The 16,327-nt window shown below is 41.9% G+C and carries 16 protein-coding genes; 13 read left to right on the top strand and 3 right to left on the bottom strand.

The window, feature by feature from the left end:
• Positions 1-186: 186 nt before the first annotated feature.
• Genes IQR33_RS28655 through IQR33_RS28640 form a run of 4 tightly spaced genes read left to right on the top strand, consistent with a single transcriptional unit; the run spans position 187 to position 7,233 of the window.
• Positions 187-1,761 carry a type I restriction-modification system subunit M gene (locus tag IQR33_RS28655; RefSeq protein ID WP_193837252.1) on the top strand — a complete coding sequence of 525 codons (1,575 nt, stop codon included), beginning with the start codon at positions 187-189 and terminating at the stop codon, positions 1,759-1,761.
• Entirely contained in the window at positions 1,745-2,944 is a 1,200-nt protein-coding gene (locus tag IQR33_RS28650; protein WP_193837251.1) for a restriction endonuclease subunit S, read from the top strand. Before IQR33_RS28655 ends, IQR33_RS28650 begins: the two co-directional genes overlap by 17 nt.
• Positions 2,945-2,947: 3 nt before the next feature.
• Positions 2,948-6,115: a type I restriction endonuclease subunit R gene (locus tag IQR33_RS28645; RefSeq protein ID WP_193837250.1), complete on the top strand. Its 3,168-nt coding sequence runs from the start codon at positions 2,948-2,950 to the stop codon at positions 6,113-6,115.
• 23 nt (positions 6,116-6,138) lie between these two features.
• Complete coding sequence (locus IQR33_RS28640; RefSeq protein WP_193837249.1) at positions 6,139-7,233, top strand: hypothetical protein; 1,095 nt, start codon at positions 6,139-6,141, stop codon at positions 7,231-7,233.
• Between the two features lie 182 nt (positions 7,234-7,415).
• Here the strand turns inward: IQR33_RS28640 and IQR33_RS28635 are convergent, their stop codons facing one another.
• Complete coding sequence (locus IQR33_RS28635; protein ID WP_005382945.1) at positions 7,416-8,759, bottom strand: sigma-54 interaction domain-containing protein; 1,344 nt, start codon at positions 8,757-8,759, stop codon at positions 7,416-7,418.
• A 436-nt stretch (positions 8,760-9,195) separates the two neighbouring features.
• Between IQR33_RS28635 and IQR33_RS28630 the strand changes: the two genes are divergently transcribed.
• The 5 genes from IQR33_RS28630 to IQR33_RS28610 all read left to right on the top strand — a co-directional run bounded on the left by IQR33_RS28630 (position 9,196) and on the right by IQR33_RS28610 (position 12,519).
• A complete protein-coding gene (locus IQR33_RS28630; RefSeq protein WP_005379174.1) occupies positions 9,196-9,747 on the top strand; it encodes a BON domain-containing protein in 552 nt (183 codons plus the stop codon).
• Positions 9,748-9,792: 45 nt separating this feature from the next.
• A complete protein-coding gene (locus IQR33_RS28625) occupies positions 9,793-9,969 on the top strand; it encodes a DUF1328 family protein (RefSeq protein ID WP_005379177.1) in 177 nt (58 codons plus the stop codon).
• Between the two features lie 8 nt (positions 9,970-9,977).
• On the top strand, positions 9,978-10,175 hold the full coding sequence (locus IQR33_RS28620) for a hypothetical protein (RefSeq protein WP_005379178.1): 198 nt from the start codon (positions 9,978-9,980) through the stop codon (positions 10,173-10,175).
• 103 nt (positions 10,176-10,278) lie between these two features.
• Positions 10,279-10,710: a hemerythrin domain-containing protein gene (locus tag IQR33_RS28615; RefSeq protein WP_005379185.1), complete on the top strand. Its 432-nt coding sequence runs from the start codon at positions 10,279-10,281 to the stop codon at positions 10,708-10,710.
• A 144-nt stretch (positions 10,711-10,854) separates the two neighbouring features.
• Positions 10,855-12,519 carry a diacylglycerol kinase family protein gene (locus IQR33_RS28610; protein ID WP_047103710.1) on the top strand — a complete coding sequence of 555 codons (1,665 nt, stop codon included), beginning with the start codon at positions 10,855-10,857 and terminating at the stop codon, positions 12,517-12,519.
• A 202-nt stretch (positions 12,520-12,721) separates the two neighbouring features.
• On the opposite strand, the gene IQR33_RS28605 is transcribed toward IQR33_RS28610, so the two are convergent.
• The gene (locus tag IQR33_RS28605; protein ID WP_005379193.1) at positions 12,722-13,120 is read right to left on the bottom strand and encodes a hypothetical protein; all 399 of its coding nucleotides are present in this window, start codon (positions 13,118-13,120) and stop codon (positions 12,722-12,724) included.
• Between the two features lie 148 nt (positions 13,121-13,268).
• Positions 13,269-13,706 (bottom strand): DUF2383 domain-containing protein, encoded by a 438-nt coding sequence (locus IQR33_RS28600; RefSeq protein ID WP_005379194.1) that lies wholly within the window; start codon positions 13,704-13,706, stop codon positions 13,269-13,271.
• 361 nt (positions 13,707-14,067) lie between these two features.
• Between IQR33_RS28600 and IQR33_RS28595 the strand changes: the two genes are divergently transcribed.
• Genes IQR33_RS28595 through IQR33_RS28580 form a run of 4 tightly spaced genes read left to right on the top strand, consistent with a single transcriptional unit; the run spans position 14,068 to position 16,309 of the window.
• On the top strand, positions 14,068-14,316 hold the full coding sequence (locus tag IQR33_RS28595; RefSeq protein WP_005379196.1) for a hypothetical protein: 249 nt from the start codon (positions 14,068-14,070) through the stop codon (positions 14,314-14,316).
• 48 nt (positions 14,317-14,364) lie between these two features.
• Positions 14,365-14,877, top strand: a complete 513-nt coding sequence (locus tag IQR33_RS28590) for a phage holin family protein (protein WP_005379198.1) — start codon at positions 14,365-14,367, stop codon at positions 14,875-14,877.
• The gene (locus IQR33_RS28585) at positions 14,867-15,193 is read left to right on the top strand and encodes a hypothetical protein (RefSeq protein WP_005379200.1); all 327 of its coding nucleotides are present in this window, start codon (positions 14,867-14,869) and stop codon (positions 15,191-15,193) included. The genes IQR33_RS28590 and IQR33_RS28585 overlap by 11 nt, the downstream gene beginning before the upstream one ends.
• A 45-nt stretch (positions 15,194-15,238) precedes the next feature.
• Positions 15,239-16,309: an AI-2E family transporter gene (locus tag IQR33_RS28580; RefSeq protein ID WP_182039623.1), complete on the top strand. Its 1,071-nt coding sequence runs from the start codon at positions 15,239-15,241 to the stop codon at positions 16,307-16,309.
• The last annotated feature ends 18 nt before the right edge of the window (positions 16,310-16,327 follow it).

Below are 16,327 nucleotides of genomic sequence, written 5' to 3'. Positions count from 1 at the left end.
GAAAGTGCTTGAAGCACATAAAAAAATTGTAGATCTGCAAAAAAAGATCGAACAAATTAATTTGAGTTGGATAGCGCAAAAAACATAACTTAAACAAGATATTATAAGTTTCATTGGTAGGTTTACCTCACCTGATAAGATCTTGAACAATCAGCAGCGAATATAATCGAAAGAAGACATCAATAAATGGCTAAGAAACCAGCAGCAAAGAAGAAAGAAAAATCATTCGAAGAAACACTCTGGGATGCAGCAAACAAGCTGCGTGGTAGTGTTGAATCGTCAGAATACAAACACATCGTATTGAGCCTGATTTTCCTCAAATTCATCAGTGATACATTCGAGAAGCGTAAGCAAGAATTGATTAATTCAGGGCAAGAAAAGTATGTTGATTTAGTTCAAGCATACACTAAAGAGAATGTCTTTTATCTACCTGAGGAAAGCCGTTGGAGCTTTGTTCAGCAAAACGCTAAACAAGAAGATATTGCCTTAAAGATCGATACTGCTTTAAGCACCATCGAGAAAACCAACAAAGCATTACAAGGCGCATTGCCTGATAACTATTTCTCTCGTCTTGGTTTGGATGTGAGCAAGCTATCTGCACTGATCGATGTGATTAACAACATCGATACCTTAGCGAATCCGCACGAAGATGTGGTGGGTCGTGTCTACGAATATTTCTTATCTAAATTTGCGATTGCAGAGGGTAAGGGTAAAGGTGAGTTTTACACACCAAAGAGCATCGTTAACCTAATTGCAGAATTGATTGAGCCATACAAAGGTAAAATCTATGACCCTTGTTGTGGTTCGGGTGGGATGTTCGTTCAGTCAATGAAGTTCATTGAGAACCACAAAGGTAACAAGAAAGACGTTTCTGTGTATGGTCAAGAGTACACAGGCGCAACCTACAAACTAGCGAAAATGAATCTCGCGATTCGTGGTATCTCTGCCAACCTTGGTGCGGCTGCAAAAGATACCTTTGCCAACGATCAGCATGAAGCTCTAAAAGCTGATTTTATTATGGCAAACCCGCCGTTTAACCAGAAAGATTGGCGAGCTTCCGATGAGCTAGTCGATGATCATCGTTGGGACGGTTACGAAACGCCACCAAGCAGTAATGCCAACTATGGTTGGATTTTGCATATGGTTTCTAAATTGTCAGAAGACAATGGTGTGGCTGGATTTGTTTTGGCAAATGGTGCTTTATCAGGGGATGGTACAGAGAAAGAAATCCGTAAAAAGTTGGTTGAAAATGGTTTAGTCGAGGCAATTCTTATTTTACCTCAAAATATGTTCTACACCACTAACATCAGTGTAACTTTGTGGATTATCAATAAAAATAAGAGTAAGCGTGTAGTTGAGCAAGCCGACCATACCCGAAATTATAGAGACCGAAAAGACGAAGTGTTATTTATGGATCTCCGTGAAATTGGTGTTCCATTTGAGAAGAAGTTTATCCAATTCTCGCAAGAAAATATTCAGCATATCGCTTCGACCTTCCATCGCTGGCAATGCGAGGATTCAGGTTATGAAAATGTTGCTGAGTATTGCTATTCTGCATCTAAAGAAGAGATCAAAGCTAAAGATTATTCGCTCGTACCAAGTAAGTACATAGAGTTTGTGAATAAAGATGAACATGTTGATTTTGAAGAGAAAATGAGTTCTATACAAACAGAGATGAGAGATTTACTCAAAGCTGAACAGAAATCAAAGATTGAACTTTTATCTGTATTTAAAGAGCTTGGTTATGACATCGAACTATAAAAAAATTGGCGATTACATCCGTTTGGTCGATGTTCGAAATAGGAAGTTGGAAGTTAAGACGCTGTTAGGTTTGTCGATTTCTAAAGAGTTTATCCCTTCAGTGGCTAATACTGTCGGGACAGATATGGCCAACTATAAAATCATAAAAAAAGGGCAATTTGCTTGCAGCTTAATGCAGGTAAGACGAGATAAAAAAATCCCAGTAGCCCTGCAAATAGATTTTGATGAAGCAATTATTTCTCAAGCATATCTAGTGTTTGAGGTCGTTAATACAGAGTCATTAGATCCTGAATATTTGATGATGTGGATGTCACGTTCTGAGTTTGATAGACACGCTTGTTTTCTAGCTGTAGGAGGCGTTCGAGGAAGCTTAGAGTGGGACGATTTCTGCGATATGGAATTACCTGTCCCGTCCATCGAAAAGCAGCGTGAAATAGTGCGTGAATACAATGTGGTGAATGCCCGTATTGCACTCAACGGACAACTTACTCAAAAGCTAGAAGATACCGCTAAAGCTATTTATAAACAGTGGTTTGTTGATTTTGAATTTCCGATCTCAAAAGAATACGCAGAATCTATCGGTAAGCCTGAACTAGAAGGGAAGCCTTACAAGTCTTCAGGTGGTGAAATGCAGGTGTGTGAGGAAACAATGCGTGATGTTCCAAAGGGCTGGAAAGTTGGAACTTATGAGAGTTATTTGACATTTAAAACAGGAAAATTAAATTCAAATGCTGCGGTTGATAATGGGAAATATCCATTTTTTACTTGCTCTTCTGAGACGTACAAAACTGACACATATTCTTTTGATGGAAAAGCAGTTCTTCTTGCTGGTAACAATGCCAGTGCAATTTATCCGCTAAAGTATTTTGAAGGTAAATTTGATGCTTATCAGAGAACATATGTAATTACACCGAAAGTTAAAAACTTATCTTTATTGCAAGTTTACTTTTCTATCAAAGATGAATTAGAAGGCTTCAAGGGTAGCTCTTCTGGAACTGCAACAAAGTTTCTTACAATGAAAATTCTTAACCCATTGAGCATAATAGTTGCTCCTGATGGAGTCTATGAAGAAGTCAACCGTCAGCTAGATATACTATTAAATCAATTGCTTGTATTACCAAAAGAACTAGCTCTTTTAAAGGATCTTGCTCCCATTCTTCAAGCTAAGATATCAAAGGCGTAATAAATGAAATTCACAGAAGAACGGCTGGAACAAGCCATCATTGAACTGCTAGGGAAAGAAGGCTACCCACATACTCGTGGCGACGCAATTGAGCGAGCACCTGAAGATGTGCTGATTAAGTTCGATCTTCGTGAATTTCTAGCTAAACGTTACCAAGAGGAAGGTATTACCGCCTATGAGATAGAGCAAATTATCCATAAGCTTGAGTATCTTCCCGCTTCGGATCTGTACGATACCAATAAAACCATTATGAAGTTTATTTCTGATGGTTTTTTGCTCAAGCGTGAAGACGCAAACCAGAAAGATTTATACATTCAGCTTATCGACTACGTTGAACTTGAGAACAACTGCTATCGCATAGTTAATCAAATGGAGATACAAGGCTATGAGCAACGTATCCCTGATGGCATTCTGTACATCAATGGTTTGCCATTGGTGGTGTTTGAGTTTAAGAGCGCTATTCGTGAAGACGCGACTATCTATGATGCGTATAAGCAGCTTACTACTCGTTATGATCGAGATATTCCTGAACTATTCAAATACAACGCTCTATGCGTGATTAGTGATGGTGTGAACAGCAAAATGGGGTCGTACTTTGCCCCATACGAGTTCTTTTACTCTTGGCGTAAAATTACGGGTAAAGAGAAGCTCGACAAAGATGGTATTGACTCATTGTTTACGATGATCAGCGGTTTGTTTAACAAGAAACGACTTACCGATGTGATACGTCATTTTATCTACTTACCTGATACCTCAAGCAAACAAGAAAAGATTGTTTGTCGTTATCCTCAGTATTATGCAGCAACAAAGCTTTTTGCCAATATCAAACAACATATGAAGTGCTTTGATGAGCACGGTAAGTTGGTGAGTGGTGACGGTAAAGGTGGTACGTATTTCGGTGCGACTGGTTGTGGTAAGAGTTACACAATGTTGTTCTTATCTCGTCTACTGATGAAAGATATCGAATTGGGTAGCCCAACCATTATTCTTATTACTGACCGTACTGATCTGGATGATCAGCTTTCAGGTCAATTCACTAATGCAAAAGGTTATGTGGGTGATCAAAACATCATTAGTGTAGAGAGCCGTGCTGAACTTCGAGAACACCTGAAAGGGCGTAAAAGTGGTGGTGTATTCTTGACAACTATCCATAAATTTACGGAAGATTTGGAACTGCTGACTGATCGAACCAACGTCATTTGTATCTCGGATGAAGCGCACCGAAGCCAAACCAATTTAGAACAGAAAATTACTGTTACTGAAGACGGGGTGAAAAAGACTTACGGTTTTGCTAAGTACCTTCACGACTCTTTACCAAACGCTACTTATGTCGGCTTTACTGGTACGCCTATTGACGCAACGCTGGATGTATTTGGTGCGGTTGTCGATAGCTACACGATGACAGAATCGGTTTATGATGAAATTACCGTTCGTATTGTTTATGAAGGTCGAGCAGCAAAAGTGCTGCTTGATGGTCGCCAGCTCGATGAAGTCGAAAAATACTATAAAGAGTGTGAAGAAGCTGGAACAAACGAATATCAAATAGATAAAAGCAAAACGGCTATGGCGAGTATGTCTACCATACTGGGCGACCCAGATCGTATCAAAGCCATAGCGAAAGACTTTGTTGAGCATTATGAGAACCGTGTTGAAGAAGGCACGACTCAAAAAGGCAAAGCAATGTTCGTTTGTAGTAGCCGTGAAATCGCTTATCAGTTCTACAAAGAACTGATTGCGCTTCGTCCTGAGTGGGATGATGTAAAAGTCTGTGAAGATGGTGCAACTTTATCTGAAAGTGATAAGAAGAAAGTTAAGCCGATGGAGCGGGTTAAGATGATTATGACTCGTGACAAAGATGATGATAAAGCTTTGTGGAATAAGCTCGGTAGCAAAGAGTATCGTAAAGAGCTGGATCGTCAGTTTAAAAATGGCAAATCGAACTTCAAAATCGCTATTGTGGTAGATATGTGGTTAACGGGCTTTGATGTGCCGTTCCTCGATACCATCTACATTGATAAGCCTTTGCAAAAGCATAATCTTATCCAAACCATTTCGAGAGTAAACCGTAAATTTGAAGGTAAAGAGAATGGTCTGGTTGTCGATTACATCGGCATAAAAAAACAGATGAACCTTGCACTTTCCCAATACACAGCAGGGCAAGATCAGAACCTAGAAGATATCAAACAGTCGGTCATTATTGTTAAGGATCACCTGAGTCTGTTGGATGGGCTGTTCCATAAGTTCGACTCTAAGCCTTATTTCAATGGTACGCCACTAGAGCAGTTACATTGCTTGAATGCCTCGGCTGATTTTGCACTTCGAACCAAGAAATTTGAAAAGACGTTTATGGATCTGACTAAGCGTCTTAAGTCGGCCTATGACATCTGTGTGGGAAGTAGTGAACTGACCAAAGAGCATAAGGACAAGATTCATTACTATCTAGCCGTTCGAACCATCGTGTTTAAGATCACTACGGGTGGTGCGCCAGATGTTGACCAAATGAACCGTAAGGTGCGTGATTTGGTAAAAGACGCATTGCTGAGTGATGGTGTTGAAGAGATCTTTAAGCTGGGTGAGAAAGACGGTGGCGAGATTGATATTTTTGATGATGATTACCTTGCCAAGTTAGAAATGGTGAAACAGCCAAACACTAAACTTCAACTGCTTCAGCAGATGCTTGCCAAAGCGATTGGCGAGTTTAAAAAGACCAACAAAGTGAAAGGTGTCGATTTCAGTAAGAAAATGAACATGTTGGTTGAAAAGTACAATGAGCGGGACGAAAAGGATGTACTTCGCTCGGAAGTAATTAATGACTTCTCAGAAGAAATTATCAACCTTTACAATGAACTACGTGCTGAGATGGCCTCGTTTGGTGAAATGGGGATAGATTTTGAAGAAAAAGCCTTTTACGACATTCTCATTTCATTGGCTCATAAGTACGACTTTACTTACCCAGAAGAGAAGCTGATTGACCTATCTAAAGAGGTGAAGAAGGTCATTGATGATAAAGCCAAATACACTGATTGGAACAAGCGAGACGATATCAAAGCTGAATTGCACTTTGACCTGATCATTTTGCTCGATGAGTGGGGCTACCCACCGATTGATCGTGATGAAGTGTATAAAGAGATTTTTGAGCAGGCTGAGAACTTTAAGCGCAATGCGGCATAGGTAAATTAACAGGAATACTCAAATTGAACACTCCTTTAGACGAGTCATTACATAGCTTTCTTATTCGTCACCAACTAGCTTATATGCATAAATTTGACCCAAAAGGTGTAATAAGTATTGATGGGCGTTGGAGGAATGAGCCATTTGCGCACCAAGATACGCACATTTTTTATAAGTTCGATGATCTTTTCTTACTAGAGGCTATAGATGTAGGTACATTATTGAGTGGTACTCATCATCAATTTTTTGATGTACCACATGCTTACTGTCGTTCGTTAGAGTCTACTTTTTTCAAAGAAAATAGGACGAAGGGTAAGTCCAAGGGGGGGCTACCTATTACTTTCTGCCCATTATGCATTAAAGGTATGATTAGAGGTAGAGGGTATGCATATTTTAGAAAAAGCTGGGAATATGATGGAAAGTGTGAGTTCCATAACACTCCTTTGAGTTGTTTAACAACGACTGACTATAAATCTACAGTAAAAGCGGTTAAAAGGCTTTTAACTGGTAAGAATGTTCCAAGTGATGAAATAGTCAGAGTAGGTATTCGAAATTTTACTGAAAGCGAAAGATTAAATCTGCTTTACCCTATTAAAACAGTCGCTTGTGTAGGAAAAGAGCTTGGAATATGTTTAGCGCGTCATATGGGAGAGCTTCTTTCAAGTAAATGGCTACCTCTTGACGTCAAAGACATGATTAATTTGACGCATACATTAATTAGTTCTCCTATTGACAGCCGAGAGTACAAACATGGTTGTAAACTCCTCGGACAGATAATGGTTTTGTTGCAAAACTTTAAACCGCTAGCTGACTATCTCAATCATAATTGTTCTTATGTAAAAATGTTGGGAGGAGCGCGTAATCAGTTGGCAGAGATAGTATTAGTTCCCAAAAAGAAGGCTTGCGATTCATGTTCAGACCTTTTTTGCAAAAAGAGGATACAAAAATCTCATTATATTAAACATTTAGATGCTGACTATTTAGCTGAAACTTCCACTCCTCTGAAGAGGTTGGGGTTTCAACAAAATATTCTTCAATCTACAGGTAAGTATCTTTGGAGTCCGATAATTATAGGTGATTCAATGTTTAATAATCTGAGTAAGGGCAACAAAGACTGATCCGCTATCAAGAGCATACATTTTTTGTGGGCAAACTTTATTGTCTCAGAATGCTCTTACGGGCAAACTTTATTGTCACTGCACATTAATCAAACACCAAACGCAGCCTAACTGCATAAAAGATAAGATACAAAAAGAGCACTGAGTTTTATTCAGTACTCTTTTTGTATTCCCATAGCGAGTTACTCGTCTTGATACTTTTCGAGTTTGTTATAGAGCGTTTTCACGCTAATGCCTAACTCCTGCGCTGATTCCGTTTTATTGCCTTGATTCTCTTCAAGGGTATTGAGAATGGCGGCTTTTTCTAGCTCTTCTAGCGAAACGCCCGCCGGAACAAGGTCTTCGATGCTGGTGCCTGTTTCCAATGGTGGTGTGTCGAAGATCAGGTGTTCATCTCGGATGGTGTCATCAGCCAAAATAAATGCACGCTCGATCGTGTGTTTGAGCTCACGGACATTACCTGGCCAGTCGTGTGCAGCGATTTTTTGGATCGCAGAGTCAAGAATCGTTTTGGTTTTTGCCTCATTGGCGTTGCGGTGTGCAATAAAGTGCTTGGCCAGACCGACGATATCACCGCCTCGTTCTCGCAGTGGCGGTATCGTTAATGGGAAATGCGATAACCGGAAAAACAGATCTTCACGCAGGAACTGCTCCTCAATGGCGATTTTAGGATCACGGTTTGTAGCAGCAATGATGCGAGTATTAGCGATATGAACCGTATTACTGCCAACTGGGCGATACTCTCCGGTTTCTAGCACCCGCAATAGCTTCACTTGATGCTCGATAGGCATCTCGGTGATTTCATCTAAAAATAGCGTGCCGCCCTCTGCCTGCTTAAATACACCTTGGTGAGTTTTATTTGCTCCGGTAAAAGCGCCTTTCTCATGGCCAAACAGTTCACTATCAACCAATTCAGGGCTAATGGCACCACAGTTAATCGCTATAAAGGGCTGTTGTTTACGCTCACTCGCTAAGTGGATGGTCTGCGCCACCAGTTCTTTGCCTGATCCACTCTCACCGACAATAAGGACGTTGGCTTCTGTTTTAGCAACGCGCCTGATCATACGATAGAGCTGATGCATCGGAGAGGAAGAGCCGACCAAAAGACCAAATTGGTCAAGATCGCTGGTGGACACTTTACGCCCTTGATCTTGTTTGTGTTGATAGTACTGGCTGACTTCGCTCAGGGTGTCCGTCAGAATGGCAATATCAACGGGCTTTCTGTAGTGAAAAATAGCACCCAAGTTCATCAGCTTATCCAAGTTCTCGTTTGGAGCGCCTGAGCTAATGATGATCAAGTCCATATCGTAGATGTCTTCGATATTAGAAAGACGTTGATAATCTGCACTAGTAAAGTGGGCGACTTCAACAATCGCAACTTCCGGTTTGAGTTGTAGGAAATCTTCAATCCATTGGTCTGCGGCATCGATGTCATGCAGACGAAATTTGTTCAGTTCCTGGCAAGAAGCGATGGCATTTTTAAGTGATGGATCTTGTATTCTTAGAAACAGGCTTGGCATCGACATAGAAATGTCCTCTTTACTATGACAGAAACAATGTACGTGGATTATTCTCACTTCACAAGACAAAATATTGTCAGCATAGATTTAAGGATTTGTTCGGTATTTTTATGTTGTTAGCCCCTTTTTGATATATATCGGTGAGAGCCATCAGTAGATATTTCCTTTTGTTCAGATTTTTATTTTTAAAATAATAAGTTTGCTATTAATTGATTCTGGGGAAATAGCCTTTCTGTTTTATCAGGTTATTTAGGCACAAGTGACGGAGGCTTTATCACCGATTAAAAATTACATTTTTTACGTGTAAATAATTCATGCTTATACTTTATTGCTCATCTCATTTTTACCTCTTTCCTTTATTAGTCAATTAAAAACAATGAGTTATAAAGTTGGCACATGGTTTGCTCCTAGGGAAGTGCAACGTCAATAAAGGAGAATTACCATGAATAACATCGCAGCTAAAATTGTACTTACGTCAGTTCTTGCTACTTCATCTACAGCAGTCTTAGCGAGTGATAAATGGGAAAAAGAATCCATGGACGCTTGGCTAGATGGTAAAGCTGAAACCACACTACTGCTAAACAGCAATCTCAACTCTTTTGATATCAATACCGATGTAGAGAATCAGGTCGTTACCCTTTCTGGTTCGGTAAACAATGATCTTGAAAAATCACTTGCCGAAGAGCTTGTTACTGGTCTTGATGGTGTGAAAAAAGTAAACAACGAATTGTCAGTAGTGAATGAAGGCAAGAAAGAAACTGATTCAGAAGCTTTAGCTACACTGACCGATTCTAAAATCACGACTATAGTTAAAACGCGCCTACTAATGGATACCAATGTGAGTGGTACGGATATTGATGTAACGACAGAACGCAAAACGGTAACGTTGGCAGGTAAAGTTAATTCAGATGCGGAGCATGATCTTGCAATTTCAATTGCAAATAACACCAATGACGTAAATAAGGTGATTGATAAGCTAGAAGTGGTTCAATAATAGCGAGCCGAGTGATTTAACCCACTTTTATTAGGAGGTAACACTATGGTTCGTTGGATGTTTATTTTTCTGGCACTGGCACTAATTTCTGCACTATTAGGCTTTACCGGTATTGCAGGAGCTGCTGCCTCTATCGCGCAAGTGATATTTTACCTATTCCTATTGTCATTAATTGTATCAATAGTGATTGTTCTGCTGGGAAGAAAAAACGTAAATAGATAGGAGATTCCATGCGACTTACGTCATTTATTTACCGTATCGCCGCAGTATTCGGTTTGGTGTTTGCGTTGGCAGCTTGTAGTGAAGAAGGGCCAATGGAACAGGCCGGCAAAAAGATAGATGAAGCCGCCGAAGAAACCCAAAATGCGATTGAAGATGAATGTGAAAACATTAAAGAAAACCTAAACGCTGAAGACCAAGATTGTTAGCCGAATCAGGTTAGGTTTTTACGCATAGCTATGTAAGAGAGGGGCGGTCAATCACCGCCCTTCCTTTTGTCCCAATTGTTTACAATCAGATAAGGAGTCAAAGATGAAAAACATATTTGATGTACTGAAAGAGAGTCATGAAAAGCAGCGCCTTTTACTCGATGCTCTGATGGAAACGTCTGGAGATTCCCCCGCTCGTGAAGAGTTTTACCACAACCTTAAAGAGGAACTCGAACAGCACGCAGCGGCAGAAGAGCGATTTTTCTACGCGCCTTTAATAGATAGCGATAAGACCATTGATCTCACTCGCCATGGCATCGCAGAGCATCATGAAATTGATAAAGTGATTGCACAGCTTGATGCAACCGATATGAGCTCGCCAGCGTGGCTCAACCTAATGAAAACCTTGCGTCACAAAGTGTTGCACCATCTTGAGGAAGAAGAGCAGCGTTTCTTCCAGTTAGCCGGTAAGGTAATGACCGATAAGCAGAAAATGAAACTAGCGGATGGTTATGTTGAAGAGATGGCAAGCTAGGTAGAGTGTTGGACCTTTTCGTGCCATTTCGGCACGGGAAGGCACTCAATCAAGGCGTTTACTCAAGTTCATGTATCCAAGCTCAATCCCCCGCGTATTCTAACTTCCACTAAAAAGTGCACTCGCTGAAGGCAAGGAGAGCGAATGTTTATCATCAAATATTATATTCTTGGCGCTCTGATCAGTTTATTGGCCGCTATATATACGCCTCAAATTATCGTTAGTTTGCTGTTCTTGTGGATATCTCTTTCTTTAGCGTTGGTCAGCGTAGCCTACGTATTCGACATTCCCTCTATTTTTAGAAAAAACCAAGATGGCAAGATTGTCAGGTGGATTCGCTGGGCATTCATCCCATTTCTATTGGGGGCTAGAGCGTATAACGCCTGGGAAAGACGGCGTGATACAGTGCCTCCAATCCAAAAAGTCAGCGACAATTTATACCTATCTCGCCGTTTGTTTCAGAGTGACTTAGATTTTCTCGAATCCAATGAAATCTCTTGTATTGTCGATGTCACCGCAGAATTTGCAGGCCTTGAAAGTGCGATGACCGACAAGCAGTTTCATTACCTTTCGATTCCGGTACTCGACCACAAAGCCCCGACGCTAGAGCGCCTTCGCCATGCGATTAACTGGATTGATACTCAAATCTCGTGCTCGCGGGCAGTGGTTGTGCATTGTGCGTTAGGGCGTGGTCGTTCAGTGTTTGTTGTGGCGGCGTATTTACTGAGCAAAGACCCGTCACTGACGGTTGAATCCGTGATGAAAAAAATCAATGACGTACGCAGTACCGCGAGATTGAATAAATTACAGATTAGGACGTTACGAGCGATCAGTGAAAAAGGCGTACTGGGGCTGGATCAATCCACTTGGATGGTGGTTAACCCTGTTGCAGGTGGCGGCAAATGGGAGGAAAACGAACAGCACTTGATTCGTGAACTAACCAAAAAATATCGCTTGAGTATTCATCAAACCACCACAAACCTCAGCGCCGAGCAGCTAACACAACAGGCAAAAGAAAGTGGAGCTAAGCAAATCATCGTAGCTGGTGGCGATGGCACAGTAACAGAGGTGGCGAGCCAATTGGTGGATACCGACCTCAAACTCGGTATTGTTCCGCTCGGAACTGCCAATGCGTTATGTCATGTGCTCTATGGCGTTGGCGCAAAATTCTCACCGGTCGAAAAAGCGTGTGAAGCGTTGCTTGGCGGACACTGCCAACGTATTGATACTGCGGAATGTAATCAGCGGCTTATTTTATTGGTCTTAGGCATTGGGCTAGAACAGAAAATGATCGAGCACGCTCAGCGAGAAGAGAAAAATGTTTTTGGACAACTCGCTTACCTCACCGGCTTTTTTAATGCTGTAGTGGCGGAAGAAACGCAAGCTTTAACCGTTTCGTTAGATGCTCCAACTGGAGATGGAAACCACGACAATAATACACAAACGCTTGAAGTCCATAGTTTTGTCGTTGCGAATATCGCTCCATTTAGTACGTTGCTTGCCCAAGGTGGTGATGCGCCGCAGCCTGATGATGGCAAGCTGCATATCACATATTTAGATAACACCGAGTCTTTAGGCGGACGTCTTATCGCATTGTCGGATCTGACATTAACGAGCGTAGGCGCACAGGAAGAATCGACACATTTTCAATACGCGACGGCTCAGAGCGTCACTATTTCTGCGAATAAACCGATTGAGTATGTGATTGATGGTGAACTGTATTCTGATGAGCAACTGGCAATCAAGCTGCGTCCAAAGTCATTGAACGTATTTGTTCCAAGCCAGAGACGTAAATCAGCTTCGCTTTAACACAGATAATCCGCGGATAACGCGCCATTTGCTTCGTATTCTACATGGCGCTTTTTCTGTGTTGTTTGATGATTTGGTGTGCGTCGTAAAAAGGCTATCAAGGTCGCTGCGTAGATGCAGCGGCTTTTTTCTATCTGCACCTTTTACTAGGTTGATTGGGGATGTGGTTTAAACAAAGTGAAAGAAAGAAGGGCGAGTACAATTACTCACCCTGAGGTAAGTGCTTTTCAATTTCATCGTTTTCAACTTGTAAAGCAGCTAACCAATAAGAAACAAGTGCGGTTAAGTTGGTGTCGTCAATGGCTCTAAGCAGGGCTTTTAAATCATCTAACAGTAGTTTATTCATAAAATGCATTTCTTTGTAATTGCCTAACTCGGCAACGCCGTATTCGGTGGCATTTTCTGCAATGAATTGTTCACCATCTTGATCGAAGAACAGCTTCGCCATCTTTTTGATCATCACTTTTTCTATTTTCACGAATCGATATGCCGCTCTTGCGAGTGTCATATGTGATTGCGGGTTAACGAGAGGCAAACACGTTTGGCGATGGTGTGTCATTTTTACGAGTAGCTCCCTTACTCGATTGTTATCCAATGTCATAGTGACCTCTTTATTTATGACTATTGTCGTGGGACATTTCTCGTGATGGTTATGTTAATGCGCCTGTGGGCTTGTCAGAAATGGCCAAAGCAAGTTGGCCATTTCTTTGCTCAATACTGAGCTTTATTGCAAAGGCGACCACCAAGTTTTAGCTAATAAGGCTGATGCTGCTGAGTTTTTCTTTGCAGCTTTTTATATCGCTACGAACTTTCAGCAGAACCGAGTTATCCGCCTGCTCTGGGTGGGAAGTAATCAAATTCTCAATCTCTTTGAGTACCTTGCTTTCGACACCTTCAAGCTGTTCTAAATACATAGACTCTTTGTCAGAGGACACTTCCTTCATCACGTCGCTGTAGACCTCACGCGCCTTGATGGTGTAGGAAACCGGAGTGTCGTCGGCAGATTCTTCATTGTTACTTGCTAGAGAGTAGGGAGTGAGCTCAATGACTGCACGCTCACGTACTCTGAGCAGTTCTACCAACACATTATTCAAAGAAGTGTTGTCGATGTTCTCGATGGCCTTGTTGTAAATTTCATTTCCGCTTTCGATAAGCTCAATGATTGAGGCGATGTTTTCATTTTTCATATGCCACTCCTTATTTACTGGTGATAGGGGTGTTTGAGCGTATGGAATACAAACACGATGTTTCGTCTTCAGTTGCAGGTTGTATGCCAATGAACTTTAAGTCTTATTAATCAGTGACTTAATATCTTGTTTTGCAATAACTTGCTAACAGTCGGTAAGGCGCTAAGAAAAAATTACAAGAATGGCGGGGAAAGCCTGGAAAGAATTACACGTACAGATACGGCTTTTTATCAAAATAAAAATAAAATCAATAAAAAACAATAACTTAAAATTCTGGCATGGATATGGCTTTGTAGGGAGTAAGTGAGGTCAAACATTGTTTCACTTGATTCACTATTCAACTCATTAATGGAGGCTAGTTATGGCTACTACAAAAGAAAGCACAGTAAAACCTCAAGAGCAGTTAGAAGAAGCATATCACTTAGCGGAACAAGCCACGACGGAAGCCGTTGGCGCGATGAAAGACCAAGCCAAAGAGAAGCTGGATGTAGGTGCACAGCAAGTTCAGCAGGCGACTAAGTCGGCAGAAAATGTAATCAAGGAGCGCCCATTGCTGAGCATAGGCTGTGCCTTCCTTGCTGGTTGGGCGGTTTCGAAGCTGATCAAATAATAGTGGTCACCAAGGATTAAGCCACACAACAGAAAGGCGAGGCTTCACATGAATAACTCAGGGCAAGTTACCAATCAGCAATCAGGCTCGGCGGCTTCAGACAGCGGCCGAGCCCCTGATGGGGCAGAAGAACAGGATATCCAACAAACCATTAATGGTTTGAGCAGCATTCTTGCGCAATTGGACCAACTGACGAAATCGCTAAAAGCATGGTCAGGTTCAACGTTGGATTTGTTCCTCTTGGAGATGAAAGTTAACGTGTCCGCAGTGCGTCAGATTTTGCTGTGTACCGTTGTTTTTACCCTATTGTCGGTATTGTTCGTATTCAGTTTGTGCCTTGCCTCTGGGGTGGTGGCTTATCAGTTAACTGCCAACGTATATGTTGCCGTGGGTGTATTTATCACATCATTAGGCTTGGCATTATTTGCTTTAGCCTGGTGGCAGAAGCGTTTAGTTGGATTTCTTGGATTCAAAAATACGACAGAACAATTACAGGAGGGGTGGGATGCGCTCGCTACAAAAGCTCAATCGAGCCATGCGGATCAAGCGGATGGAAGGTAAAGCGTCTCTAGAGCAATGCTGTTTGTCGATGGAAATGTTCACGTTTACCACCAAGAAGTTTGTGAGAGAAAACCCTTGGACGACATTAGGCATTAGTGCTGTCGTTGCCGTTACCGCAGCAAAAGCAGGTCGATTGTCTCGACTGACTTCTTCTATTTCGTCAATGGGGCTATTGGTTAGCAGCGTGTCTGATATTACCGATTCGCTCACAAAGCCGGTCGCGGCAGCTTCTCTGGATGAGTCAGATGCGGAGCAAAATGGAAATGCAGCAACACAAGTAAGCAACGCTGCTACGACAGAGGGCGAACCACTCTAATAGCGGATTTCACCGCAAAATTTTCTTACCGATTCTGAGCTTATTATGACAGCGAAATTGAACATTCCTGCCAACACTGCGATTGGTGCAACGCTTCTCGTCCTGTTACTCGTCCCAGGGCTGTATTTTGCCAAGCCAATATTGTTACCTATTGTGCTTAGCACCTTTATTTCTCTGCTGTGCAGTCCTTTCATTAATTATCTTGAAGACAAAGGTTTACCACGTGCTATTACCGTCGTGTTGACGCTGTCATTCCTCGTTGGCGCCTCAATTATTGGTCTTGCCGCCATGTCGGAGCCCGCCAAGCAATGGTGGTCTGAGCTGCCCAGTATCGTGAAAAATGTGTCGCAAGAAGTAAGCGAAGTTACTAAAGCTTCGGCTGATCACCTTAATACTCCATTGAATATCGCCAATGATATGAGTATGGATGAGGTCGGGAACAACACCGTCTTTTCTTTGGTAAAAACGCTCGCGACCACTACGCCGACGATTTTGACACAAGCGATGATCGTGCTGTTTATGGTTTACTTTATGCTCAATCATGGACGAAGCTTATTTCGAAAGTCAGTGTCTTACTTACATGGGTTCGCCAAACAGCGCCAAGCGATTGAGTTGGTCAAAGCGCTACAGAAAGACCTATCTCGATACATTGGCACCATCACTTTAGTGAATGCGGGGTTGGGGTTGAGTGTCGGGGCCGTGTTTTTTGTTCTAGGCCTTGAAGATCCATTTCTATGGGGCGCATTTGCAGGCGTGATGAATTTTGCGCCGTACCTCGGCCCTGTCATATCCATGGTGAGCTTTGGCTTTGTTGCTTATCTTCAGTTGGAGTCGGTCAGTTTTATGCTGACGGTGGTGTCTATCTATTTACTGCTCAATTTGATTGAAAGTCAGTTTGTTACACCAACACTATTGGGGAAAAGGTTTAACTTAAACCCGTTAGTGATTTTTGTTTGGCTTGTTTTTTGGGGCTGGCTTTGGGGCGGAATGGGACTATTGATCGGTGTGCCGTTGCTGGTTTGTATCAATATTTTGGTTGATCGTCTAGAGCTATGCCAATCAACCCAAAATCAAGCAAAACAAATCATTTCCGCGGACGTGGCACCGCGAGAGTGACTTGAGGAGCAAGCTGGT

It is taken from the genome of Vibrio sp. OPT46 (assembly GCF_015163535.1).
Taxonomy (GTDB): domain Bacteria; phylum Pseudomonadota; class Gammaproteobacteria; order Enterobacterales; family Vibrionaceae; genus Vibrio; species Vibrio alginolyticus.
The sequence above is the reverse complement of the archived record's forward strand: the minus strand, read 5'-3'. Positions and strand labels throughout refer to the sequence as shown.

Coding starts and splice junctions, on each gene's coding strand:
- IQR33_RS28595 (WP_005379196.1), top strand. CDS start 14,068: ATGGCTACTACAAAAGAAAGCACAGTAAAACCTCAAGAGCAGTTAGAA.
- IQR33_RS28610 (WP_047103710.1), top strand. CDS start 10,855: ATGTTTATCATCAAATATTATATTCTTGGCGCTCTGATCAGTTTATTG.
- IQR33_RS28590 (WP_005379198.1), top strand. CDS start 14,365: ATGAATAACTCAGGGCAAGTTACCAATCAGCAATCAGGCTCGGCGGCT.
- IQR33_RS28615 (WP_005379185.1), top strand. CDS start 10,279: ATGAAAAACATATTTGATGTACTGAAAGAGAGTCATGAAAAGCAGCGC.
- IQR33_RS28655 (WP_193837252.1), top strand. CDS start 187: ATGGCTAAGAAACCAGCAGCAAAGAAGAAAGAAAAATCATTCGAAGAA.
- IQR33_RS28645 (WP_193837250.1), top strand. CDS start 2,948: ATGAAATTCACAGAAGAACGGCTGGAACAAGCCATCATTGAACTGCTA.
- IQR33_RS28600 (WP_005379194.1), bottom strand. CDS start 13,706: ATGAAAAATGAAAACATCGCCTCAATCATTGAGCTTATCGAAAGCGGA.
- IQR33_RS28605 (WP_005379193.1), bottom strand. CDS start 13,120: ATGACATTGGATAACAATCGAGTAAGGGAGCTACTCGTAAAAATGACA.
- IQR33_RS28625 (WP_005379177.1), top strand. CDS start 9,793: ATGGTTCGTTGGATGTTTATTTTTCTGGCACTGGCACTAATTTCTGCA.
- IQR33_RS28650 (WP_193837251.1), top strand. CDS start 1,745: ATGACATCGAACTATAAAAAAATTGGCGATTACATCCGTTTGGTCGAT.
- IQR33_RS28620 (WP_005379178.1), top strand. CDS start 9,978: ATGCGACTTACGTCATTTATTTACCGTATCGCCGCAGTATTCGGTTTG.
- IQR33_RS28585 (WP_005379200.1), top strand. CDS start 14,867: ATGGAAGGTAAAGCGTCTCTAGAGCAATGCTGTTTGTCGATGGAAATG.
- IQR33_RS28580 (WP_182039623.1), top strand. CDS start 15,239: ATGACAGCGAAATTGAACATTCCTGCCAACACTGCGATTGGTGCAACG.
- IQR33_RS28630 (WP_005379174.1), top strand. CDS start 9,196: ATGAATAACATCGCAGCTAAAATTGTACTTACGTCAGTTCTTGCTACT.
- IQR33_RS28635 (WP_005382945.1), bottom strand. CDS start 8,759: ATGTCGATGCCAAGCCTGTTTCTAAGAATACAAGATCCATCACTTAAA.